This is a genomic window from Terribacillus aidingensis (assembly GCF_900215625.1).
Lineage (GTDB): Bacteria > Bacillota > Bacilli > Bacillales > Amphibacillaceae > Terribacillus > Terribacillus aidingensis.
Genome location: NZ_OBEK01000004.1, coordinates 229472 through 244445, shown reverse-complemented (window position 1 = coordinate 244445; position 14974 = coordinate 229472). Strand labels below are relative to the sequence as shown.

18 protein-coding genes and 2 pseudogenes are annotated in these 14974 nt (G+C 37.0%); 8 read left to right on the top strand and 12 right to left on the bottom strand.

Annotated features, from left to right (window positions below):
* Positions 1 to 168: 168 nt before the first annotated feature.
* Together CRO17_RS13770 and CRO17_RS17925 are read right to left on the bottom strand one after the other, a co-directional pair.
* Positions 169 to 414, bottom strand: coding sequence for a hypothetical protein (locus CRO17_RS13770; protein ID WP_097043065.1), 246 nt, complete (start codon positions 412 to 414; stop codon positions 169 to 171).
* 300 nt (positions 415 to 714) lie between these two features.
* Positions 715 to 849: a hypothetical protein gene (locus tag CRO17_RS17925; protein ID WP_281253833.1), complete on the bottom strand. Its 135-nt coding sequence runs from the start codon at positions 847 to 849 to the stop codon at positions 715 to 717.
* A gap of 409 nt (positions 850 to 1258) precedes the next feature.
* Here CRO17_RS17925 and CRO17_RS13765 point away from each other — a divergent pair, with 409 nt between their 5' ends.
* Positions 1259 to 2026, top strand: coding sequence for a hypothetical protein (locus CRO17_RS13765; RefSeq protein ID WP_097043064.1), 768 nt, complete (start codon positions 1259 to 1261; stop codon positions 2024 to 2026).
* A 24-nt stretch (positions 2027 to 2050) separates the two neighbouring features.
* Here CRO17_RS13765 and CRO17_RS13760 read toward each other — a convergent pair whose 3' ends face one another.
* From CRO17_RS13760 to CRO17_RS18070, 3 genes are all read right to left on the bottom strand, one after another.
* The gene (locus tag CRO17_RS13760) at positions 2051 to 2401 is read right to left on the bottom strand and encodes a hypothetical protein (RefSeq protein WP_097043063.1); all 351 of its coding nucleotides are present in this window, start codon (positions 2399 to 2401) and stop codon (positions 2051 to 2053) included.
* A 349-nt stretch (positions 2402 to 2750) separates the two neighbouring features.
* On the bottom strand, positions 2751 to 2957 hold the full coding sequence (locus CRO17_RS13755; protein ID WP_179637076.1) for a winged helix-turn-helix domain-containing protein: 207 nt from the start codon (positions 2955 to 2957) through the stop codon (positions 2751 to 2753).
* A 30-nt stretch (positions 2958 to 2987) separates the two neighbouring features.
* Positions 2988 to 3818: a PH domain-containing protein gene (locus tag CRO17_RS18070; RefSeq protein WP_425444456.1), complete on the bottom strand. Its 831-nt coding sequence runs from the start codon at positions 3816 to 3818 to the stop codon at positions 2988 to 2990.
* 318 nt (positions 3819 to 4136) lie between these two features.
* Between CRO17_RS18070 and CRO17_RS13745 the strand changes: the two genes are divergently transcribed.
* Positions 4137 to 4283, top strand: a complete 147-nt coding sequence (locus CRO17_RS13745; protein WP_097043060.1) for an aureocin A53 family class IId bacteriocin — start codon at positions 4137 to 4139, stop codon at positions 4281 to 4283.
* A gap of 248 nt (positions 4284 to 4531) precedes the next feature.
* On the opposite strand, the gene CRO17_RS13740 is transcribed toward CRO17_RS13745, so the two are convergent.
* A complete protein-coding gene (locus CRO17_RS13740) occupies positions 4532 to 4813 on the bottom strand; it encodes a hypothetical protein (RefSeq protein ID WP_097043059.1) in 282 nt (93 codons plus the stop codon).
* On the bottom strand, positions 4814 to 5113 hold the full coding sequence (locus tag CRO17_RS13735) for a DUF2089 family protein (RefSeq protein WP_041592289.1): 300 nt from the start codon (positions 5111 to 5113) through the stop codon (positions 4814 to 4816).
* Between the two features lie 254 nt (positions 5114 to 5367).
* On the opposite strand from CRO17_RS13735, the gene CRO17_RS13730 reads away from it, so the two are divergent.
* The 3 genes from CRO17_RS13730 (at position 5368) to CRO17_RS17965 (ending at position 6943) form a co-directional block, all read left to right on the top strand.
* Positions 5368 to 6003, top strand: a complete 636-nt coding sequence (locus CRO17_RS13730; RefSeq protein WP_245864800.1) for a hypothetical protein — start codon at positions 5368 to 5370, stop codon at positions 6001 to 6003.
* Complete coding sequence (locus CRO17_RS17970; RefSeq protein ID WP_342748987.1) at positions 6003 to 6434, top strand: ATP-binding cassette domain-containing protein; 432 nt, start codon at positions 6003 to 6005, stop codon at positions 6432 to 6434. Before CRO17_RS13730 ends, CRO17_RS17970 begins: the two co-directional genes overlap by 1 nt.
* Positions 6435 to 6601: 167 nt before the next feature.
* On the top strand, positions 6602 to 6943 hold the full coding sequence (locus CRO17_RS17965; RefSeq protein WP_342748986.1) for an ATP-binding protein DrrA1-3 family domain-containing protein: 342 nt from the start codon (positions 6602 to 6604) through the stop codon (positions 6941 to 6943).
* A gap of 915 nt (positions 6944 to 7858) precedes the next feature.
* Here CRO17_RS17965 and CRO17_RS17620 read toward each other — a convergent pair.
* On the bottom strand, positions 7859 to 8029 hold the full coding sequence (locus tag CRO17_RS17620) for a hypothetical protein (protein ID WP_179637072.1): 171 nt from the start codon (positions 8027 to 8029) through the stop codon (positions 7859 to 7861).
* 294 nt (positions 8030 to 8323) lie between these two features.
* On the opposite strand from CRO17_RS17620, the gene CRO17_RS13715 reads away from it, so the two are divergent.
* A complete protein-coding gene (locus CRO17_RS13715) occupies positions 8324 to 9034 on the top strand; it encodes a hypothetical protein (RefSeq protein ID WP_097043057.1) in 711 nt (236 codons plus the stop codon).
* A gap of 248 nt (positions 9035 to 9282) precedes the next feature.
* Here the strand turns inward: CRO17_RS13715 and CRO17_RS13710 are convergent.
* Positions 9283 to 9555: pseudogene (locus CRO17_RS13710) on the bottom strand (DNA/RNA non-specific endonuclease); the annotation flags it as partial.
* A gap of 96 nt (positions 9556 to 9651) precedes the next feature.
* Positions 9652 to 9861, bottom strand: a pseudogene (locus tag CRO17_RS17920) (AAA family ATPase); the annotation flags it as partial.
* A 93-nt stretch (positions 9862 to 9954) separates the two neighbouring features.
* Between CRO17_RS17920 and CRO17_RS13700 the strand changes: the two are divergent.
* Positions 9955 to 10356: a hypothetical protein gene (locus tag CRO17_RS13700; protein ID WP_097043056.1), complete on the top strand. Its 402-nt coding sequence runs from the start codon at positions 9955 to 9957 to the stop codon at positions 10354 to 10356.
* Between the two features lie 96 nt (positions 10357 to 10452).
* Entirely contained in the window at positions 10453 to 11223 is a 771-nt protein-coding gene (locus CRO17_RS13695; protein WP_097043055.1) for a class I SAM-dependent methyltransferase, read from the top strand.
* A 298-nt stretch (positions 11224 to 11521) separates the two neighbouring features.
* On the opposite strand, the gene bglA is transcribed toward CRO17_RS13695, so the two are convergent.
* Together bglA and CRO17_RS13685 are read right to left on the bottom strand one after the other, a co-directional pair.
* Positions 11522 to 12961 carry a 6-phospho-beta-glucosidase BglA gene (bglA, locus tag CRO17_RS13690; protein WP_097043054.1) on the bottom strand — a complete coding sequence of 480 codons (1440 nt, stop codon included), beginning with the start codon at positions 12959 to 12961 and terminating at the stop codon, positions 11522 to 11524.
* 12 nt (positions 12962 to 12973) lie between these two features.
* The gene (locus CRO17_RS13685; RefSeq protein ID WP_097043053.1) at positions 12974 to 14887 is read right to left on the bottom strand and encodes a beta-glucoside-specific PTS transporter subunit IIABC; all 1914 of its coding nucleotides are present in this window, start codon (positions 14885 to 14887) and stop codon (positions 12974 to 12976) included.
* Positions 14888 to 14974 lie beyond the last annotated feature (87 nt).

Here is a 14974-nt window from a genome sequence, read left to right as displayed (position 1 = left end):
GATAAGTTTTTAAGGATAGTTACTCAATTAATTGCCCGGTAGTTAAGAATCGTAACTTTTACCGGTACCAAATATGCTTTCTGCAAAAGTATATTATAACTTACATGGGTTTTGTTAAAGTCTCGTGTTTACATGCACCTTTTTTATTTGTATGAACCTTCATGTTCTTTAATGTCTTTGATCTTTGTTGCTTTTAAATTTATGTTCTATCGCTTTGAAAATAATATAGATTAGGTATGCTACATAACCTATAAGAAAACTCAGTCCAAAATCTTTAAATGCTAAGCCTACGTTCTTTTGTGTAATTAGACTCCATGAGAAAGGAAATACATCTAAAGCAAGTGCTACTCCAAGTCCTAAAATAGAAGGAGCTACAACAAAGGTAAATATAAAGGTTTTAAAAGATTTAAACATGATGATCTCCTTTTATATGTATTAGTCCCTTAGAATAATTCTTTTGCTCCACATTTTGCAAACATGAAAGCAAATTTAGCCGGAAGTCCTCCAGGTAAAGCAATTCCTGCCATTTTTTTAATTAATAGTTTGGTAGCCTTTTTACCTAAAGCCTTTTTCACATTTTCATAGAAAATTGAAGAAGCTTTTTTATAAGCTTTTGATTTTAACGCTTTTTTTACGTCTTTGTTATATGCTCGTTTTACAACATCTAGGCCTATTACAGATCCTGTAGAGTTGACAATACACGTTGTAAAAGAGTTAGCAGGCGAGCGAACTTGTTAGCGGATCATATCCATATTCTGCATTGACTTTATTCATATCAACACCTATTATGTCTCCATTTTCATCTAGAATTGCAGCTTCTTCATATAAGAACTCAAATTGCTCTGCCATTTCATTAATAATTTCTTCTTCACTTAAGTCCTCATTATTCTTCTCTAAAGGATTGTAATAATTGTTTTCTTGTTCAAAGGAACCCAGACCTGTTGGGTGCTCTCTCTCTATAATGACTCAGTGCATTTAAAGATTTATTTCTTCTACTTGTTGGCCATCATCAACTTGGAAACTGCCTCGACAAAATTGCCAACCGAACCACAAAGGTGGGCTAGTAATAAAATGAATGGAGGGGTTCCTTACCTAAAATTGCTTAAAAGGACATTATTTTAATAAGTGTTAGATTCATAGACCGTATACTTATTAGATAGAAAGTTTATATGTAAAGTTTTTAAATGATATGTAATTAAATAGATTAAATGCGATATTATTACAATTGAATGTATATCAAAAGGAGAGTGTTATATCAGTGCGATCTTATTTAAAAGTGGTACCATTATTTCTTAGCCTTTTACTTCTATTAAGTGCAGTTCTACCAGGTTTTGCAAGCGCTTCATCAAGTGATAATGTATCAAGCGAACCCGAATACATACAGGATGAATCTACGTATCTTAATGAGGATAGTGAGTTAGTTGACGAGGAACTGCCGACAGAAATCATTGAATTAGAAGAGGAAATAAATCATTACCTCGACGAATTTGAGTATACTGAACAAGATTTTGAGAATATGAGTGAGGAAGAATTTGAGAAGGCATATGAAGATATCTATCTTAGCTCAGAGTTTTTAAGTTTAGAAGAGGAATACAATAAAGAATTTGCAGAATATGAGGCTGAACAAGAAGCAGGAATGATGAAGCCTATGATAGCTCCAATTCTTATTCCGATAGCTGCGGCAGCTGGTAGATTTGCTATCCAAGCAGCTGCAAAGCATGGAACAAAAGTAGCGTCAAAATACCTTAAAAATAAGCTTAAGAAGGTTGGAAAGAATTACACTTTGATATGGAATGCGAAAAATAAAAATGGAAAAATCACCTCATTACTTAAAATTCAATACAAACCAACAAAGCAAATTATATTCAGAGTTGATAATGGAACAATTCCTTTGAAACCTGGATCCTCAAGTTGGTACTGGCATTATCACATTGGTAATACTGCTACTAAAATGAAGCATCATTATTCATTAAGAGCGCTGGTACCTTCTAAACATAAACCAACAAGTCAAACAACACTGTATTAAAAATGAAAGAGAGGGGAGTGCAAGTCACTCCTCCTCTCTTTTTGTGTTTTCAAATATTGTTACGACATCATAAGGTGCGTTTGGATCATTTTTCAGATTGAGAAACATACTATGATCATTTTTGTCCCCGAATTGTTCTGTGTAAGGCATTTCTAAGGAATTAAACACATCTTGGTCATTTACCATTCCTACATACACTTCATATCCTTCATCATCTGAAGAGAAGAATTTTCCACTAGCAGCAGTTCCTTGCATAAGAGCTTTATCAATTAAATTTCTAAGCTCTAGTAGAGCTTCTTTGTTACCAACAATAAAGGATTCCTGATGGTTAGAATGTTGAGCATAAACATGTAAGTGAAGTAAATCTGATGACATATGAAACCTCCTTATTTATTACATATATTAACATTACACCATAATTAACTACAGTGTCACTATAGTATTCATCTACTTTTTGTTCTTTATAGAATTGCATTCTCTCTATCTAAAAGTCTCGGTCGAGAACATGACTAATTTGAAAGTCAAACGTAAACGTTTATGTTTATATGTGCTATTAATTTAAATTGTCTTCTACAAACTTAACCATGTCTTCTTAGATGTATCTCTACTTCAGCTTGTATTGATTTTTCATTGTAACCTAGCGTGCCCATTGCCCTAAGGAACTCTTCATATCTTCTTCTTTTCTCACACTCTTTAACTAGAGCTATTTTCTCTATACTACCGGTTACAAAGTTTCTTTTCCTCGGATTGTGATTACTAGTTCTTCTTCTCTAAGAGCAGCAAGAGCCATTTGTACAGTGTTCTTATTTACATTGTAGAGTTCTGCTAGAGATAAGATACTTTGTAGTTGTTGACCAGGGTCATACTTTCCACTAATGATCTTCCTTTTTATATCTTCTGCTACTTCTTTATATATAGATATTTCGATCACTCCCTGACACCTTGGAATCTGAATTTTATGTCATGCAGACAGCTTCCCTTTTCTAACAGCATCCTCTTTAAACATACTGTATAACTCCATAGATACTTTAAGAGGAACGTCCCACATTCTTGTTGTCTTCGCAGGATTGGAGCGCGATACCATAGCAAAAGAAGATAAACCAAACATCCTTTGCATTATTGTCTGTGAAAATCTTAACTCCTCCAATCTAGATCTGGAGGTGATAATAACACTGCTCGATAATCTACACTTCTTTAATTGAATACTATCTCCTTCAAAGGAATATCCACTGTATAACCCACTTCGTATTTGACTAATCAAGGTATAGGATACTAATACAAAGGCTATGTACCAAAAGGAAGGCAAGTAGAGATATACTGTTGCTATTGCAGCTAACCATAAGCAACAAGTTCGCATAAGCTTTGGAATTATCGACTTTTTGGGAACTGTAGTTATAGATTCATGCACTCGAAATTCTGGCAACATTCCTCCGATAAGAGACCTTGCTTTCTTTTCATTAATAAAAGGAAACAAAACGTTGGAGGTCTGGACCTCTTGATTATCCCTATCATTAGTACTGATTAATCGTACCTTAACTAGACCAGTAAGTTTATATAATAGAGAGTACTTGATACTAACAGCTTGTATTTTGTTTTTTGGAATGGAAAAGTCTGTTGTATTAACTCTCCCCTTATTGATGTAGATTCTATGTTGATCAGAAGCTTCAGAAAAGTCCCCATACCTAAGGTAAGTCTTTAGGACACCGTACGCTGTAGATATGACAATCAACGTTACTATCCCTAAAGAGGTAAGCCACCAGCTACTTGTAAAGTAGCTTACTACACGTTCCACATTTAGTTCGACGGAAAAAAACCTCTCTACATTTCCATAGACTGAATAAAGTAACGTGAAGAACAAAATAAGCTTTAAGGATGTAACGGATCCAATAACAATCTCTTTATTAGAGATACGATAGATGGTTTTCCTTAATGGATGCTCTTTTGTAATTACTCCTTGTTCATTCTCTTCTATATTTACATTGTCCTTTGGTATAGAACCGTACTTAATAATTTAGATTTTTCTGGAAAAAGTGGTTGTATAATGTATTTTGCTGTTTTATATTGATTGTGCAAGCTTGCAAAATACTTAATTAAAAGGAGAATGAAAATTATGGCAGCAGCATGGGCGCTAATCGCAAGACTATCAGGGGCAGCATATAGCTGGGCATCTAGAAATATCGGTACAGTTTGGAACTGGATCAAAAATGGTGCAACTTTCGAGTGGATTAGCGATAAAATTGATTCTATCATTAACTAATACTTATAAAAAAACAGGGATAGAGTCGTAACCTCTATCCCTGTCTTTTTTGTAATAAACAGTGGGCGCTGTTTATTACCCTTCCATACTTAGCTTATTAAGGTCCCCACGACCAAAATAAGATTTGTCTCAATAGCTTTCGCTTTAGAGAATATATTGTATAGAAGAATGAAAACTGTAGCATGGGTGTATATATTATACTATAACTGTACCACCATGTATATTCTTCCAAACATATAATATGACGTTTAAAGGTCTTTTGTTTTCATGATATCCATTTCCTTTTGACGTCGTTTTTTAAGAGATTTTCTACCTCTTACCCACTCTTCTATCAATAGAATTAAGCCAATAATGAGAAGTACAACAAACATAGTGACACTTTCAATTCTGTTTGTGGTAAACATCCAAGACATCACAGCAATAAATACTATAGGTATGATAAAACCAAAAATAAAGCTGCTTCTAGTTGCCATAAAATATTGAATCGCTGACATAACAAAGATTATTAAGAATACGGATAACTCAGGCATTTAAATCCCTTCCTTTTCGTTATTGTATTTTTCGATAATTTGTCGAGCATCTTCAAGTGTTATACGTTCTTCTATTGCTAATTTCTTTATAAAACCAACTAACTGTTCTGATTCACTGTCTTCCACTAATTCTATCTTTTGTATAAGTCGATTCAATCTCAAACGTACAGTTGGATAAGATACTTCATACGCTTTAGCTAAATCCTTTAATGAACCAGAATTAAGGATGAACTTACGTATAAACTCAAGGTCTTCGGAATCCAACGATAAGATCCATGAAGGAATATCCTTCTTGTTCATCTCTTTCCCCCCCTTAGTCATAAGGGTAACACTAATTAAATAAAATTAAACCCTTTTTGAATAATTTTTTTAACTTTATTTAATAAGGGTTTAATTTTATTCAAAAAACTATGGAAGTAACTTGAATAATTTGGTACCATGCCCTTGTGAGAACCGACTTGGTATTCTAATTAAAAAAGTGATTGAAGGAGGAAACTAACTATGTTCGCTGTTTGTTTTAGAGAGTTTAAAAGCTTGTTCAAAAGTTCCGTTCATTGATTATTATAGGTGTCATCTTCGGTGTCACCCTTGGAGCAGCTAAACTTGTTAGTTCATTCCAAAGTCAACTTCAAGAATTCGGCTTGGGTGACAGCGCATATGCAACAGGCTTATTAATCTTAATTCTCATTGCTAGCCCCTTATTTGTATCCACTCTAACGCATAGTACGATAAATGAAGAAGTTAAATCCAGAACCATTAGATTTATAGCGACCAAAACCTCTAGAGAAAACATTGTATTTGGAAAGTTTCTGGGGAATTTGTTTTTCTGGATTGTTTGCTTATTCATCGCCTTATTATTGATTACCCCCTTCTCTAAAGCCTTTCACGTATCAGAATTGATGGAAGGAATAGTTTTTGTATCTTATTTTGTAGGATTGTCCCTACTGTTATCTACCCTTATCCCTAAACCCGGAGTAACTGGTTTTCTAGGAATGGCTATTGCGGTAATCGTACCTATAGTAGGCCTTTGGAGTATAGCATCTGAAAATATATTCCTTAAGATTTATAGCTACATTACTCCATACTATTTCTTTAGTCACGACAATGATTTGTACATCTACATAGTGTTGATTTACCCTATTATCTTCTTAGTTATAAGCCTAATTACAATTAGAAAGAGGGATCTATAATGTACGCTATAGAAACTAATAGCCTTACAAAAAAGTATGGTGAAAAAACAGTCGTGAACCAAGTTAATCTGAAAGTCAAAAAGGGATCGATTTTTGGTTTTCTAGGGAAAAATGGTGCTGGTAAATCAACTTTGATTAACATGGTAACGGGTTTAGCAATTCCTAGTTCGGGATCCTTCAAATTAAACTTAAAAGACACAGATTCGAAAAGAAAAGCTCAAACTAAGGTTGGAGTAATGCCCGATTATTCATCCTTTTATGATGATTTATCTGCATTGGAACATCTAAAGTATTTCAGTAAGATTCTGGGATTGAAAATGAAGAAAGAGGATTATATCGAGCTGCTTCAAAGGGTTGGATTAGAAAACGACATTAACCTAAAGGTTAAAAAGTTCTCTTTTGGTATGAAGAAAAAGCACAGACTTTATTGAATAATCCCGATATTATCTTCTTGGATGAACCAACATCCGGGGTTGATGCTAATTCTGTTCTAACTATACATTCACTTATTAAAGATATTTCAGGTGACGGTACTACGGTATTCTTAACATCACATAACTTAGACAAGGTAGAGAAGTTATGTGATGAGATATCCATAATGGATAAAGGTATCATAAAGCTCCAAGGAAGTATTGATTTATTAAAGAAAGAATTCCAAAAAAATCTTACTGTTACTGTAAAACATGGTCCCATACCTTCCCAACACAAAGAGCAATTAAAGCATAAACTCGATTCCCTCGCATCAAATGTAGAATGGGGAGAAGAACATGTACGTTTAGTTGTAACTGAAGAGAAGAAGATTCCCTCAGTGAATCGTCTATTTACTAGCTTGGATATAGACGTATATCGAATTCAAGTATATGAACCATCACTAGAAGAGATATTCTTAAATACAGGAAAAGAAGAAGCTGTTCCTTTACATTCACAAGATGCAGTTTAATCCACGATTTTTAACACTAGTGTGTTAGATCAATTATTGATTAAAGTAGTTTTATTCAAGATTAAGTCTGTAGCGTCATTAGACATGTGGTACTTGGGGAGTAGTGTAATAAGATGACCTTGCTCCAAGTAAAAGTACCAATCATCTTCTCCCCTACTAGTGATCTTAGACCACTTGAATTCAATTCTTTCATTGTTATCTCGTTTAATAATAACTAATTCCTCATTAGATATCACTGCAGTATAGCGGCCTGTAAATCTTGCAAGATTACTATCTTTCATATCTCTAGAGATAGAAGTATATTCAAGAATCCTTCTACTAAGGATTAAATGAATTATCAAAATTATTCCACCTATAAGGATGACGAGCCAACTCGGGTCATTCAGATAAATACATAGATATAGTGTAAGTATGACAGCTATACCTATGTATTTACGCTTACGGAAAGCACTTTGTACCTTATCAGAAGTGTTTATATTATATAAAAGTAACTGTTTATAATCATTTGAGTCTAATTCATAGTCAATTCTCAATCTTATGTACTCCTTTCATTCCATTATAAATTTAACATATGATTCAGTTTACTTGAAAAGCTTTTCCATCATTCTTTTAAAAATTGTGTTTAATTACTCAGTTGGAGATATCTCATTATAACATTAGTAAATTAACAGAATATCGAATTGATCAGTACCTTTATAAGCTAGTAGCAGATATGTACTTTATCGACAGAACTTAGAGTAGACTAGACTTCCTTATTAAATTATGAAAGTGGTTGTTTCATTCGATGGGAGACTTCATTCATTTGCATAACCATATTTGTATGCAAACAACACTAAACAGCCAATCACCGATACAATATCAGCATTTGGCTGTTAGTTATCCTTGGAGTTCATTCAGTTATAGTCAGCGTATCAATTAGACTTGATTATCCCCATGATTGTCATCAATACCCAGAAATGCTGAAAGCCATCTTAGTACATACCCACCTGCAGATACGGCAGTAGCTTCAGGTGCAAACCCTACAGCAGCTAGTGCAATTATACCTACACCAACCAAAGTTATGACTTTATCTTCGGTTGTAATCACTCTCGATTGATATAACTCCCATCCGTATGCTGTGCTAGTAACACGAAACTATGCCTAGATGTGAATCCATCAAAAGTAACTCATCTATTGCTAAATACCAGCGACCAGTTTGTGGTCTCATAATTGTACGAGTTTTACTTCTAGAAACTTGTGATGCATTTATGAGTATCTTTGAGGATTACGAAACGTAAAAATGGATATTATGTAACTCGGATGAATTTTGAGTATCTCATTTATTTCCTAATGCTATAATGGGGTAGTTATAATAACTTTTTAATATAGGTGATGTGAATTATGAAAGATGGTTACAAGCTTTTTATGGACAGATTTAACATTGATGAGGACGAGCTTATTAGATTTGGAATCGATGAGACTATATATGTTAATGATTCAATAGTGAAAGAGGAATGGGCACAATTAAGAAGTAATATATATGAGGGGAGACAGAAGGTATTTATTAGGGGATATGGAAGAAATGCTAAAGGAACAGAATTATATATCAATTTATATAAAGAATTGTTTGGTCACGATAACTTCTTTAAAGATGCTACGAATAACGCCGAGCCAACAAAACTAATTAGAAGGTTGACTGGCTATTCTAGACAAGAAAAGGCAACGACAAAATATAAAAGATTAAGGAATTATCAGGTATCACACATATTCGGAAAGACTAAGAATCCCTTTGCATTTACAGCTCCGTGGAACATTGTGTATGTACCCAAGATTATGGATCCATTTACAGGCCATGAAAGCAAAGGTATATTAACAGATAAGTTCCAAAAGGATTTCTTGACGAATTTTTATAATTATTACCAAGATTATATAGAGGAATTTAATGACATCATGCTAGAATTAAGGCCTCGAGTTGATAATTATTTAGAGAATAGTGAAGACCTTATAACTGAAAATTTTAAGAGTGAAGCTATTGAACAGTTTAAAAACGATGCTATAGAACAGTTTAGTCCAATTACAAAATGGAGTGACATTGGTGAGGTCCTAATATAACGGGCTCTCTAAACTATTGTAGGTTCGTAAACGTTAATATAAAAATTATTAAGTTTAGGTATTTGAAATTTCTCTTAGTTCTTAATCAATTGATATAGCTCAACCACAAAAGTGTACTTTAATGAACGCTGTTTATATTATGTTGATATCAAACAACAGTCCTCTCCTTTAAAAGGAGAGGACTGTTGTTTGATATAGTTATAATTCTTTATATATAGGATCCTAAACGCTTTAAAAGTTCTAAGGGTTTACTCACCTACCATTCCGTCATTATCACGATCGTCCATATATGGGTATAACCAATGATCCCTAGTTATTGGCATACTAAAACCTGCTGCTTTTGCTTCTTTAATCGTCACCTGTCCATTACTGTTTGTATCAACACTAGAAATATCACCATTTGTGTTTGAACTTGTCGATTCGGAAGGCTTATTACCTGTTAGACCGAGTGATTCGTTTAATTCATCAGGGTCCACATTGTCAAATGTATCAAGAATCTCGTTACCCATTAAAGTATAGGAGTTATAAAACGTCTCTGCTCGGAAAAAGTAACCATTACGAGGTCGGTTACTACCGCGGACAATTTGCATAAATTCATGTAAACAAGAATGCGAGGCATAACTCGAAAACGAGAAATTCTTTGACCCGCCTTCTGGGTTAAATCCAAGCGCAACAGCCAGCGCTTCAAGCAGCGTCGATTTTCCCATCCCGTTTTCTCCAATGATATAAGTTACATTAGGATGAAACCAGAGTTTGCCTAGTTTTTGGATTATCGGCAGTGTGAACGGGAAATGATTAGGCAGTAGGGATTTTTCTTTTACACTCATTTGTCTCACATACTGATTCATCTCATCTAATTTCATACAATTCCACCTATCTTCATAGCCAAAAGTTTTATTCCTAGAAAGGAGAATAGAGTCATGCGAGAATACATCCTGTTTGCTATTCTGATTATCTTGTTTTTAGCGGTCATTCTTTTCACCCGCTACTTGACTAAACCTGTTAAAGGTTTATTTGTCGTCTACTATCTGGCGCTTAGTATTTTATTTGTTATCATCAAGAAACGTATTGATAACAAATTTGAAGATGCTGCACAGATGCCAAATGCTTACTGGCTCGTAAATAATGAATGGATCGCGGATATCCGTCATTTACTATTTGTACCGATAATAGGGTTGCTGATTTATCTGCTTTACAAAGGCTATACAGACCCAAAAGGCCCGTGGAAACGATCGAACATTTTAGGCGTTATTTTTCCACTCGCCGCACTCCTGGCGGTTTGTTATTGGTTGTTCTCTTACACGTATGGTTATCATTTTTGAGACAGAGCTGGCTGATAGTCTTTTCGATTTATTTTGCAGGACAAGCTATCACTTTTATGGAAATTATATACCATAAACCAACAAAGGAGATAGTCGATGGATTTCAAAGCGCAGCAAAATAAATACACCTACTCATCCAGACAAGCTGCTCCTGCTTGGATGGACTTTATAAGAGAAACCGTGCCTTATCAGCAAATAAACCATGCAGTCGATATTGGCTGCGGCGGCGGTATATATACAAAGGCACTAGCAGAGCTAGGAATTCCGCAGATCACAGGTGTAGATTCTTCAGCTGTCATACTCGAGGCAGCAGCTGAAAGTTGTCAGGAGGAACAAGGCGTTCGATTCCATAAAGGAGACGCTCTGGCAACTGGTTTGAAAACCGCTAGCTGTGATCTAATTCTGGAACGCGCCTTGATTCATCACCTGCCAAACTTGCAGCCGTGTTTCTCGGAAGCATATCGGCTGCTACATCCTGGCGGTACGCTTTTGATTCAGGATCGAACACCTGAAGATTGTCTTCTGCCTGGCAGTACCGAACACATAAGAGGCTATTTCTTCACCTGTTTTCCGAAGCTTGCGGAGATAGAAATTAGCAGAAGGCATACTGCTGAACACGTATTAGAGAACTTGAAAGATTGCGGATTTCACACATTAGAACAACACAGTTTATGGGAAGTTCGTCACGTACATGAAACGAAAGAAAAACTGCTGGCCGACCTTCGTGCCAGACGGGGGAGGAGCATCCTGCATGCGTTAAAGGATGACGAACTTGAAGAGTTGATTTTGTATATTGACGATTGTATCACAATAGAAAGGGATATTGTGGAAAGAGATAGATGGACGATTTGGAAGGCGGTTAAATAGAAAGCAGTGCACGCGGAATTCTGGTATGATGTGCATAAATAGCACTTATATAGGAGCGTGCGGTATGTCACTTGAATATTGGCTAAGTTTGATTTGTGCATTTTTTTTCGTTTTACAACTATTCGCGCTCATTGAGCAAAGGGACAAGCTAAAAAAACACCAGAAATTTGGCGGCTACGTATCGTTGTTTCTTCTATTGAGCTTAATCTTATTACAGATATTTCCTTAGTTTATATTGCTACTCTCCTCATCCATTAAGAAGACCTTGAAAGGAATGTCCCTTTCAAGGTCTTCTAAATTAAAGCTTTTCCCCATCTGAAGCAATCACATTTTGATACCATACAAACGAGTCTTTCTTCGACCGTTCCATAGAACCGTTCCCTTCGTTGTCACGATCTACGTGAATCATGCCATAGCGTTTTTTCATTTCGCCTGTTGTGAAGGAGACGATGTCGATAATTCCCCATGGCGTGTAGCCCAGCAGGTCTACACCATCGTACGTAACGGCTTTTTTCAGCTCTTCGACATGCGATCGTAAATAGTCGATTCGCTGCGGGTCATGGATGGAACCATCTTCTTCTATGTGGTCGACGGCACCAAATCCGTTCTCAACGATAAACAAAGGAATCTGGTAACGATCATAAAATCGGTTCAACGTATAGCGCAGACCAACTGGATCAATCGACCAGCCCCAGTCGCTCGCTTTGATGTATGGATTTTCCACACTTTGCGCCATGCCGCCGTTTGTAATATTGGTGTTCTGTTCGACTTCTTTATCACTTTTAACAGTTGTACTCATATAGTAGCTAAACCCTAAGTAATCCACTGTCCCGTTCCGGAGGATTTCATCATCTCCTTCTTCAAAGACAATGTTATAGCCTTCCCGTTTAAATTCTTGTAGCACGTAGCTTGGGTAATAGCCGCGGACATGGACATCTGGGAAGAAATACCGTTCACGCATTAGTTCCTCAGCAAGCATGACGTCAGCTGGATTGGAGGAGTATGGATATACCGGGACATGCGATACCATCGCACCAATCTGGAAATCTGGATTAATCTCCTTCCCCTTACGCACAGCGAGCGCACTGGCAATCAGCTCATGATGGCCTGCTTGGTACATCACTTCGCGCGCATTTTCCCCTTCCCTAACTGTTACGCCAGAATTTGTCCAGAGGAATAACGGATTGTCTGTGTCCATTTTGTTGTTGATTTCGTTAAATGTCATCCAGTATTTGACCTTATTTTTATAACGACGGAACACGACTTCAGCAAATCGAACGAAATGCTGCACAACTTCACGGCTGCGGAATCCGCCATATTCGCGTGCTAAATGCAAAGGCATCTCAAAATGGGACAGCGTGATAACCGGCTGAATATTATGCTTCAGCAGCTCGTCAAATAGATCATCGTAGAACTGCAAACCGGCTTCGTTCGGTTCTGCTTCGTCACCTTTTGGGAAAATTCGCGTCCAGCCAATTGATGTACGCAAACATTTCAGACCCATTTCCGCAAACAGCGCTACATCTTCTTTATAGCGATTGTAAAAATCAATTGCTTCATGGTTTGGATAAAACTTATCCTCCTCGATGGTTTCTGTAATTTCTCTTGGCACACCATGTGCACCTGCTGTCATCACATCGATGACGCTTGGTCCTTTACCGTCCTGGTTCCAGCCGCCCTCGAATTGATGAGCGGCAAGTGCGCCGCCCCATAAAAAGTCTTTAGGTAGTGTTTTCATTTCTATCTCCTCCTATTTAATAGCTGTCATTAAGTAATTACCGTGTTCTGTCATCTCTGTTTCATCAATCGTAATTTCCGTATAGTCAGCTGGATTCGTTACAATAATTGGGGTAATCGTTTGTACGCCCGCGGACTTAATGGCTTCTGCATCAAATTCATTGATAACATCCCCTTGTTTGACACTGTCTCCTTCTTTCACACGAAGCGTAAAAGGCTCCCCATCCAGTTTGACTGTATCAAGACCAACATGGATTAATACCTCTACGCCAGTTTCTGACTGCAGACCAATCGCATGTTTCGTCGGTGCAATCATGACAACTTTCCCATCAAACGGGGCGTAAACCTTGTTCTCATTCGGCTCGATTGCCAGACCTGTTCCCATTGCTCCTGAGCTGAATACCTCATCGGGTACTTCCTCCAGCGCCATCAGTTTTCCGCTCAATGGCGCGTGAATCGTGTCTTCACTAAGTTGTGCAGCAGATGCCTCTGCTTTGCTGTCTTCCGTAGTGACTGCATCTTTCCCTTTTGCCAAGTCTTCATCAGCTTGTTTTGCTGTGTCTTCACCAAATCCAAAGATCTGAATCAAAATGATTGGCAGCACAGTAGCAATGACAGAACCGATTAAGATGCCCCATACGCTTGTAGGATAGTCAGCGTTGATACCGTTTACAATTGTCAGCGGACCCGGTAATCCAGCATAAGCGAAGTAATATGGATTAAAAAAGCTTGCCGTAATTGCGCCGATAGCACCCGAAATACAACCGATAATAAATGGCTTCTTAAAGCGCAATGTTACCCCATAAATAGCTGGCTCCGTAATACCAAATAATCCAGTCGTACCAGCGGAAATACCTATTCTCTTTGTTTCCTTGCTTCTTGCTTTAATAATTACACCGACAACCGCTCCAATTTGTGCGATTACCGCAATCGTTTGGTATGCCTGGAAGGAGTCCATACCATATTGTTCGTAGTTTGCTAGAGAAAGCGGCGTAATACCCCAATGAACACCAAAGATAACAATTACCTGCCAAAAGGCACCGATAATAGCTGCTGCGAGCCATGGTACATTATCAGCCAGTACATTGTATCCGTTTGCAATTCCATTCGCACCAAGTGTTGTAATCGGTCCAATAATGACTAATGTTAACGGAACGATAATTAAGATACTTAGAAATGGCACAAAGATAGGACGGACAACTTCGTGAATAATCTTGTTTAAAAAGCGTTCCAAGTAAGAGAGAATCCACACTAGAAATAAAGGTGGTAAAACAGATGATGTATACGTTGTCTCTGTAAGTGGCAGCCCTAAGAAATTCATGCTGCTGCCATTACCAATACTCTCAGCCATCGCCGTCCACTCCGGACTAACAAGAGCCGCTGTGGCTGCTACAGCGATAAACGTGTTTGTCTTAAAATGCTTGGATGCCGTAATGGCGATGAAAATAGGCAGGAAAGTGAACGGTGCCCAAGACATAAAATCCAAGACCGCAAACGTACTTGTATTCTCAAAGTTTGAAAATAGCATTTTTAGCAAAATCAGTACACCTTGCAATATACCAGCAGCAGCAAGTATATAGATGAATGGTGCAAAAACTGCTGACATGGTTGCAATCACCCGGTTCAATATCGAACCTTTATTTTCATGGTCTTCATTCTCTGTATCTACATTCACCAGTTTGACAAACTCTTCGTACACTTCTCCAACATGCTGTCCAATAACAACTTGGAACTGCCCGCCATTTTCAACTACTGTAATAACACCTGGCAGGCTGTTCACCTCTTGTTTCGCAGCCGGAGTGGAATTTTTTAGTACTAAACGCAAGCGTGTTGCACAGCGGGTGGCACTGACGATATTATCTTCGCCGCCAACCGCTTCTGATATATCACGAGCAAGTTTTGAATAATCTCTTACCTTCTCAGCCATATTAACACCCCTTATCCATTTAGTATACGCTTACATTATAATTATACCGTTATAATTTATCAAGTATAAACTAATTTTATTAATAAA

What these genes read in the sequence shown, in the direction of transcription:
- CRO17_RS13770 (WP_097043065.1), bottom strand. Translation starts at nt 414, where the DNA reads ATGTTTAAATCTTTTAAAACCTTTATATTTACCTTTGTTGTAGCTCCT.
- CRO17_RS17925 (WP_281253833.1), bottom strand. Translation starts at nt 849, where the DNA reads ATGGCAGAGCAATTTGAGTTCTTATATGAAGAAGCTGCAATTCTAGAT.
- CRO17_RS13760 (WP_097043063.1), bottom strand. Translation starts at nt 2,401, where the DNA reads ATGTCATCAGATTTACTTCACTTACATGTTTATGCTCAACATTCTAAC.
- CRO17_RS13745 (WP_097043060.1), top strand. Translation starts at nt 4,137, where the DNA reads ATGGCAGCAGCATGGGCGCTAATCGCAAGACTATCAGGGGCAGCATAT.
- CRO17_RS13740 (WP_097043059.1), bottom strand. Translation starts at nt 4,813, where the DNA reads ATGCCTGAGTTATCCGTATTCTTAATAATCTTTGTTATGTCAGCGATT.
- CRO17_RS13735 (WP_041592289.1), bottom strand. Translation starts at nt 5,113, where the DNA reads ATGAACAAGAAGGATATTCCTTCATGGATCTTATCGTTGGATTCCGAA.
- CRO17_RS17970 (WP_342748987.1), top strand. Translation starts at nt 6,003, where the DNA reads ATGTACGCTATAGAAACTAATAGCCTTACAAAAAAGTATGGTGAAAAA.
- CRO17_RS17965 (WP_342748986.1), top strand. Translation starts at nt 6,602, where the DNA reads ATGGATAAAGGTATCATAAAGCTCCAAGGAAGTATTGATTTATTAAAG.
- CRO17_RS13715 (WP_097043057.1), top strand. Translation starts at nt 8,324, where the DNA reads ATGAAAGATGGTTACAAGCTTTTTATGGACAGATTTAACATTGATGAG.
- CRO17_RS13700 (WP_097043056.1), top strand. Translation starts at nt 9,955, where the DNA reads ATGCGAGAATACATCCTGTTTGCTATTCTGATTATCTTGTTTTTAGCG.
- CRO17_RS13695 (WP_097043055.1), top strand. Translation starts at nt 10,453, where the DNA reads ATGGATTTCAAAGCGCAGCAAAATAAATACACCTACTCATCCAGACAA.
- bglA (WP_097043054.1), bottom strand. Translation starts at nt 12,961, where the DNA reads ATGAAAACACTACCTAAAGACTTTTTATGGGGCGGCGCACTTGCCGCT.
- CRO17_RS13685 (WP_097043053.1), bottom strand. Translation starts at nt 14,887, where the DNA reads ATGGCTGAGAAGGTAAGAGATTATTCAAAACTTGCTCGTGATATATCA.